The organism is Bradyrhizobium sp. 23, assembly GCF_023073295.1.
GTDB lineage: Bacteria > Pseudomonadota > Alphaproteobacteria > Rhizobiales > Xanthobacteraceae > Bradyrhizobium > Bradyrhizobium canariense_D.
Genome location: NZ_JADPJF010000160.1, coordinates 97,460 through 101,695 on the forward strand (window position 1 = coordinate 97,460; position 4,236 = coordinate 101,695).

Consider the following 4,236-nt stretch of genomic DNA (forward strand, 5'->3'; position numbering starts at 1 on the left):
CAATCAGAAAGAGGATGATCGGCCAGCCGACCAGCCATCCAATCGAGTAGACCATGCCATCGAAGCCATTCGAGGTGACAATGCCGGCAATGCCGAGCAGCGCGGCCGCGCTGAGGAAGTCGCCAGCGAGCGCCCAGCCATTCTGCCATGCAGTGATCTCGCCGCCCGCGGCAAAGAAGTGCTCCGTGGTACGGGTGCGCCGCGCCGCCCAGTAAGTAATCAGGAGCGTCAGGACCATAAATGCGAAGAAGAAGCCGATCGAGAGCGAGTTGTTGGCCATCGCGAGGTCCTATCGTTCGAGGTCACGAAGGCTGGCATCAAATACCTGGTTCGCCCACAGCACATAGATGAGGCAGAGCAGGAACGATGAAACGATGACGAGAGGGCCGAGCACGATGCAAAGCGAGAGCCCGGGCGCAAGCACAGTGCCCAAAAGCGGCTTGTCGAATGCGAACAATGCCATGAAGCCGAAATAGATCGTGATCATCGTCGCACAAAGCAGCAGCGCGATCCGGAGGCGCCTCCGCGCGAGGGTGACAGAACGAGGCGCGACGCCGGAATTGACGGAAGTCTGCGCGTCCATCCACCCTCCAGAAGGTCTTGATATCGACTACCGGTCAGCTTCCGCCGAGCCGCAAGCGTCGGGAACCACGAAACTTTGCAATGTACTGTGCAGATTTGCGGCCTCGTCGAAGGCGATGCTGTGTCGTCTCGACGGTCGCGGCGACAACAACCATGCCGGCAATGACGGCGCGCCTGCGACGGCATTGATCCTTGCATGCAAGGATTACGTTGGCGGCGCGGGCTTGGGCAGGCGTGAGGGCGGCACCACGATGGGTGGCGTGAGTCCGAGCTGCGGACATGCAGTCAAACCGGAAACCTCGCAGAATAGCGGGCGCGACCTCCATCGGTACCGGAAGTACAAGAGGAGTTCTATCGGGGTTCTCGCCCAGCGCGTCACACTGCCGATCTACTCGACTTTCCAGGCCCTGCACCGCGTCCGCGGTCGATTTGTCGGTCAGCGCACCCGTCCATCAAACAGACCCGTGCGTTCCTCTTGGAGCGAGGCATGGTGTGCGGCAAAGCCTACATTCCCTGTTCGAGTTGCCCGGTATCTTGGCAATTAGCGCCAATGTTTTTTCGCCTTGCATGTTGCGCATCATCGAGGGTTTAGCGGAAGACTCGCGTCGACTGGATGGGCGTATCGAGGGACTATCGAGCGGGATCGAAACGCTGGCCAGTCAAGACCGGGCCTGCCAGCGAGCCGAGCTAAGCGGACCCCACCAGCATGACGAACACGCTTGCTCATCCCGATGTCATCGGCGACGGCCTCTCTCTTGCGGTCAGGGTCGGAGCCGGGATTGACAAGGATGTGGCCTCTGCGGGCTTCTGGACGCCCGGGTCAATCTTCAAGAGCGGCAGCGCCTCGCAGGTCGTGCCGTACGGTTGGCTGGACCGCGGTCGTATGCCAAGAGAATTCGTCGTCTTCAGCGGAAAATCACGATCGGAACGTCATGAAAATGATGGCGAATTTGAAAACCAGAACGTCGGCAGATCACCGGCGCCATGACGGTTCCATCCCGGAGCGACCTGGTCCGCTACTGTAATGGCGGCCGGGTTCTCCGTCCAAAGTGAACCATTTTCATGATTATTCCGTTGAGAGATTATTTTTCACGTGGTATGATGGAATTTCGAAATCCAAGCCCTCAGTGACCAAAATTCGAGGACGGGAAATGTTTTTCAGAGGAATGTAAGTGAGCGCAGAATTTTCAGGATCGGTGAATGTTTTTCACGATAGGCGATTGCCTGAGCCCGCTGTCCCCGCGGGTTATGCCGCGCTCATCGACACTTACAAGCTGGCCGTGCCGGTCCCCCGCACCCTTTCGGCCATCGGAGCCCGGCACCGTATCATTGAACAGGATGGTTGGCGGATCTACACGCCTCGCCATGCTCCCCAGGCCTCGCTTGAGGGACACCTGACTTTTGCCCTCAAGAACGAAGGAGTCGATCTTTCCGTCCTGAAGCGGCTTTTCCTAGTCGTTAACGAGGGTGACATCGCGGAGCTTGTCCGGCAGAAGCCGACCGGCATTTACACACGACGCATCTGGTTTCTGTACGAGTGGTTGCTTGGCTGCGAGCTGAATCTGTCGCTTACAGACAAGGTCTCATATGTAGACGCCATCGATACCGACCTCCAGTTCGGAGGGATTGGCACGAATTCCGCCCGGCATCGCGTTCGCAACAACCTTCCCGGCACCCCGGAATTTTGTCCGCTCGTTTTCAAGACGGCCGCGCTGAACCAATTTCTCGCGCAGAACTGGAAGGAGCGGGCGCGCGCTGTCGTCAGCGAAGTCCCGAAGGATTTGCTCGCGCGCACCGCCGCCTTTCTGCTGCTGAAAGATTCAAAGTCTAGTTACATCATCGAGGGAGAAAGGCCGCCTCAGGATCGCATTCAAAGATGGGGACGCGCCATCGGCGAGGCTGGGCGCGCGCCGCTCGATGAGCGGGAGTTTTTGCGCCTGCAAGGCATCGTCATCGGAGACGAGCGTTTCGTGAAGCTCGGGTTCCGGCAGGAAGGAGGCTTCGTCGGAGAGCATGACCGCGATACACAGCGCCCTATCCCGGACCATATCAGCGCGAGGCATGAAGACATCGCCTCTCTTATGGCAGGATTGATCGCATTCGATCTCGCCGCCGAGAACGAGCTCGATCCCATTATCGCGGCGGCGGTGCTCGCGTTCGGCTTTGTTTATATCCATCCATTCGAGGACGGCAACGGACGCATCCATCGATATCTGATGCATCATGTCCTCGCGCGGCGCGGATTTAATCCGGCCGGGGTCCATTTTCCAGTGTCATCGGCGATTCTTGACCGGATCACCGAGTACAAAGGCGTGCTGGAAAGCTATTCCAGCAGGCTACTTCCGTGCGTTCAATGGGAAGCGACCCCAAAGAATAATGTGAAGGTTTTGAACGATACCGGCGATTTCTACCGCTTCTTCGACGCCACCCCGCATGCGGAATTTCTCTACGAATGTGTACGCCAGACGATTGAGCTGGACCTTCCGAATGAGACGAGCTTCCTGCGCAACTTTGATATGTTCCGATCCGGAGTCGAAAACATCATCGACATGCCCGAGCGAACGCTCAACAACCTGTTTGGCTTTCTGCGACAGAATCAAGGAAGACTTTCAAAGCGGGCACGAGAGAACGAATTCGCCGAGCTCACTCAAGATGAAGTTGTGAAACTTGAGCAATTGTACGCGGACTCATTCGGTCAAAGCGGAGCCTTAAGTGACTAACGGCGCGTCTTGCGCAGAGACAGGAAGCCCATTCTTTCCAGCGGTGGTACGGGTCGTGTCCACGGTTGTGGTGTAGCTCGGTAGAGCAAAGCCACCCGGTCGTGCGCCTCTAATAGCGCCGTACCAGGCGGGCGCCATTGCACTGGCCACCGGAAATTCTCCCGTAGGATCGGGTTGCGACACGCCAACGGCAACAACGCAACCAGAGGCACCACCGATGATCGACGACATAATGCGAGCAGGCGTAAGCGCTTAGCCGCAACCCTATTGAGGCTGGCTTGACGTTTTGCGGAATCGCCACGGCATGAGGTCTTCGATGCGGCTATGGGGATGGCCGTCGATGATCGTCTCGAGTGTTTCGGCGATGTAGGCGGCCGGGTTGACGTCGTTGAGCTTGCAGGTGGCGACGATCGAGGCGAGCAAGGCCCAGTTTTCGGCTCCGACCTCATGACCGGCGAAGAGCGCATTTTTTCTGGTCAGGCAGACTGGCCGGATGGCGTTCTCGACAGGGTTGGTGTCGAGCTCGAGGCGCCCGTCTTCGAGGAAGCGGGTCAACCCCTGCCAGTGATTGAGCGCATAGCGGATGTCCTCGGCGAGCGTTGAGCCGCTGGAGATCATGGAAAGCTGCTTCTCAAACCACGGTTTTAAAGGGGCAGCGAGTGCTCCTTGCGCGCGGCCAACCGGATGTCTGGCGACGAGCCGCGCACCATGGCTTCGATGGCGTAAAGCTGCGCGATCTGCCGGACGGCGGCCTCGGCGATCGGAGACTTGCTGTTGCGCACCAATTTGACGAAGCGCCGGCGCAAATGGCTCCAGCAATGCACGAGCGTCCACGGCCCTTGCGGTCGAACGACTTCGGTCAGTCGATCATAACCGTCATAGGCATCGCATTGCAGGAAGCGTCCGCCAAAGCCATCCAGGAACTGCTCAGCGA

The 4,236-nt window shown here is 58.5% G+C and carries 5 protein-coding genes and 2 pseudogenes; 3 read left to right on the forward strand and 4 right to left on the reverse strand.

Features of this window, described 5'->3' with window-relative positions; translation table 11 throughout:
- Positions 1–280: pseudogene (locus IVB32_RS42530) on the reverse strand (cation acetate symporter); the annotation flags it as partial.
- A gap of 9 nt (positions 281–289) precedes the next feature.
- Positions 290–583: a DUF485 domain-containing protein gene (locus tag IVB32_RS42535; RefSeq protein ID WP_247413216.1), complete on the reverse strand. Its 294-nt coding sequence runs from the start codon at positions 581–583 to the stop codon at positions 290–292.
- A gap of 400 nt (positions 584–983) precedes the next feature.
- On the opposite strand from IVB32_RS42535, the pseudogene IVB32_RS42540 reads away from it, so the two are divergent.
- From IVB32_RS42540 to IVB32_RS42550, 3 genes and pseudogenes are all read left to right on the forward strand, one after another.
- Positions 984–1,263, forward strand: a pseudogene (locus IVB32_RS42540) (IS110 family transposase); the annotation flags it as partial.
- Between the two features lie 25 nt (positions 1,264–1,288).
- A complete protein-coding gene (locus tag IVB32_RS42545) occupies positions 1,289–1,570 on the forward strand; it encodes a hypothetical protein (RefSeq protein WP_247360828.1) in 282 nt (93 codons plus the stop codon).
- Between the two features lie 184 nt (positions 1,571–1,754).
- A complete protein-coding gene (locus tag IVB32_RS42550; RefSeq protein ID WP_247285532.1) occupies positions 1,755–3,302 on the forward strand; it encodes a Fic family protein in 1,548 nt (515 codons plus the stop codon).
- A gap of 264 nt (positions 3,303–3,566) precedes the next feature.
- Here the strand turns inward: IVB32_RS42550 and IVB32_RS42555 are convergent, their stop codons facing one another.
- Together IVB32_RS42555 and IVB32_RS42560 are read right to left on the reverse strand one after the other, a co-directional pair.
- Positions 3,567–3,920, reverse strand: coding sequence for a transposase (locus IVB32_RS42555; RefSeq protein WP_247413217.1), 354 nt, complete (start codon positions 3,918–3,920; stop codon positions 3,567–3,569).
- Between the two features lie 26 nt (positions 3,921–3,946).
- The coding region (locus IVB32_RS42560) for a transposase (protein WP_247413218.1) at positions 3,947–4,236 on the reverse strand (290 nt) is incomplete at its 5' end.